This is a genomic window from Niallia sp. FSL R7-0648, assembly GCF_038007005.1.
Lineage (GTDB): Bacteria > Bacillota > Bacilli > Bacillales > Cytobacillaceae > Niallia > Niallia circulans.
Window position 1 is genome coordinate 1 of record NZ_JBBOWE010000008.1, and the last position, 2333, is coordinate 2333.

The 2333-nt window shown below is 31.1% G+C and carries 1 protein-coding gene and 1 pseudogene; one reads left to right on the top strand and one right to left on the bottom strand.

What is annotated here, in order from left to right; translation table 11 throughout:
- Positions 1 to 224: 224 nt before the first annotated feature.
- A pseudogene (locus tag NSQ89_RS25275) lies at positions 225 to 455 on the bottom strand (ATP-binding cassette domain-containing protein); the annotation flags it as partial.
- A 1098-nt stretch (positions 456 to 1553) separates the two neighbouring features.
- Between NSQ89_RS25275 and NSQ89_RS25280 the strand changes: the two are divergent.
- On the top strand, positions 1554 to 2090 hold the full coding sequence (locus NSQ89_RS25280; RefSeq protein WP_047945089.1) for a 2'-5' RNA ligase family protein: 537 nt from the start codon (positions 1554 to 1556) through the stop codon (positions 2088 to 2090).
- Positions 2091 to 2333 lie beyond the last annotated feature (243 nt).

The following is a 2333-nucleotide window of genomic DNA, read 5'->3' on the forward strand; positions in this document are numbered from 1 at the left end:
ATAATTAGAAAATTGTAGTTTGTATGTAAGGAAGTTTCCATAATTAAAAACGCTCGAACCGCCTAAAAGCAAATACTGTTAGTGTGTAAAAAATTGATGATAATGTAAAAAGTTGAAATAAATGATAATTGGAGTTTGTCAAAATTTTGGTCATCATTAAAATAATGGTTGCTTCATTTCGGAGTGTAGCAAGACTCCATTTCATATATTTGGATATAACCATGAACAGCAGATAGTTTTCCGACGAAATATAAAAATTCCATGGGAGTAATCCAATTGAAGAAACTAGGATGCTGGGGCATAAAGCCAATAAGTTTACGATAGTCTTTTTCTCCGTTGTAAGAGATGGAATCTTTTGTTGGGGATAGCAAACCAGCGAGCATATGAAGAGTGGTTGTTTTTCCTGCTTGATGGTCTTTAAATTGTTTTTCTAATTGATTTACTTGTACGAATATTTTAGTATCTCCTCAATTATTTTTTCTTCCTATGACAAAATATAAAATAGGTTCCGAATGAACTAACAAACAAAATAAGTGAAAACCATAGTTACTTTGGTCCGTTAGTTTCTTCTTGTTTGGTGCAGTTAATGACGGCTGTCACCATTAAAATGACTTGGAGTATAAGAATAAGAGTTAATAATGACCAGTTTACTTTTCATAATTCATCCAAAGTTATTTCCCCTTTCGCATTTTTCTTAATTTAGGCAAGATAATAAGCAGGTAGTAAAGAATGGATGGGAGTGGAAGAGAAATCAATCCCCATATTCCCCAAAACCATGCGAAGCTTGTTTTTTCCTTGGCGTGGATAAACAAAAACGTTCCCTAAGCTAACAGAGCGAGATCAGTAAGAATAATAAATAGGAATTAATTTCTGTCATTAAATACTTTTCTTTCTTGTTTTCGCAATTAGTCGATGAGGGCATCTTCATTTCCTTCTTTTGCAAGTTTAATAAGTCTTTTCTCGTTGTCTAAAGTAAAACCGATGCCTCTTTTTTCTTTTTCAAATCATAAGACGGTTAATCGCTGCGAATCGTTTATTAAATTTTATTTTTTAGATTATATCTATTATTACTAATAAAATCCTTAGGGCATAGAGACATTATAGGTGTACATAAAAAGAATGTATGTTAAACTTCTGTTACCTTAATTTAATCTAAGTGTTTTGAAAAGAGAAATGTTTAGGTAGTAAATGGAAAATGTGATAGGCGAGATAATAAGAAAAGCAAAAGATTTACTTATGCAAACAAATAAAGGTGACTTTAAGTTTCCGGGAGAAGGGACTTGTAGAAGCGTTATGGAGGGAAGTGAGGGGATATCGTATATTTTCAAATGATATCTCATTATTACTTGGGTGAGCTGTGAAGGACGAAAAGGTAGAGCGAGGGTTAGATGCTTAAGAGTCTAAAATTGATTTTACGCCAGTATAGATATTTGTTGAAAAGACGATTGAAGGAAATAAATATGATTATCTCATTTAAATTACAACCCGTGGATAGCTAGAGAAAATTTGGTTTTTAGAAAAAAAGACACTATATACTAAAGGAGAAGAATGCGATGTATGCAGTAGTTGCATTGTTTAATCCAGAATTAGAACAAAGTATAAAAACGATATGGGAAGGCTTGGAGAGTAATGGCATCTCTTATTATGCGAGGGAAGTAGAAGATAGAGTACCACATATTACAATAGCAAACTATAAGGAAATTCCCGTTAGGAACTTTATAAATAAGATGAGGACCTTTTATAAAGATAAAGAAAAAGTACGACTTGACTTTCAAACAGTAGGATCTTTTATAAATACAAAAACGTTATTTTATTCCCCGACTATAACTGAAGAGTTACTTGATTTACATTCTAATCATCATAGAAATTTTGCTTCCTTTATTGATGATAAAGAGTCAGTATATCTTCCGGGTAAATGGATTCCACATTGTACTTTAGCTAATAGACTTTCTGAAGAAAAGCTTCAGGATGCATATAATTATTGTTTAAAGATAAATGAAAAGCTAAAAGGGGAAATAAACCGAATAGGATTAATTAGAATAGATAGTAAAAAGCATGTTCCGCTTATATATTCTGAGAGTTTAATGTGATTGAAAAAAATATAAAAAAACAGTTGACGGTTAAATGGATATTTGTTAATATATAAAAGTTACCTCGAACGGTAACGATAATTGATAATTTAATAGTTAAAAGTTTTAAGAAAATTATTGACTTGTGACTATTAAATGTGATACGATATAAAAGTTGCATCTGATAGTAACAAACAAATTGCTCTTTGAAAACTGAACAAACAAACGTCAACAATAATCGTTTTATAACGAATGTTGTAAAAC

Coding starts and splice junctions, on each gene's coding strand:
- NSQ89_RS25280 (WP_047945089.1), top strand. CDS start 1,554: ATGTATGCAGTAGTTGCATTGTTTAATCCAGAATTAGAACAAAGTATA.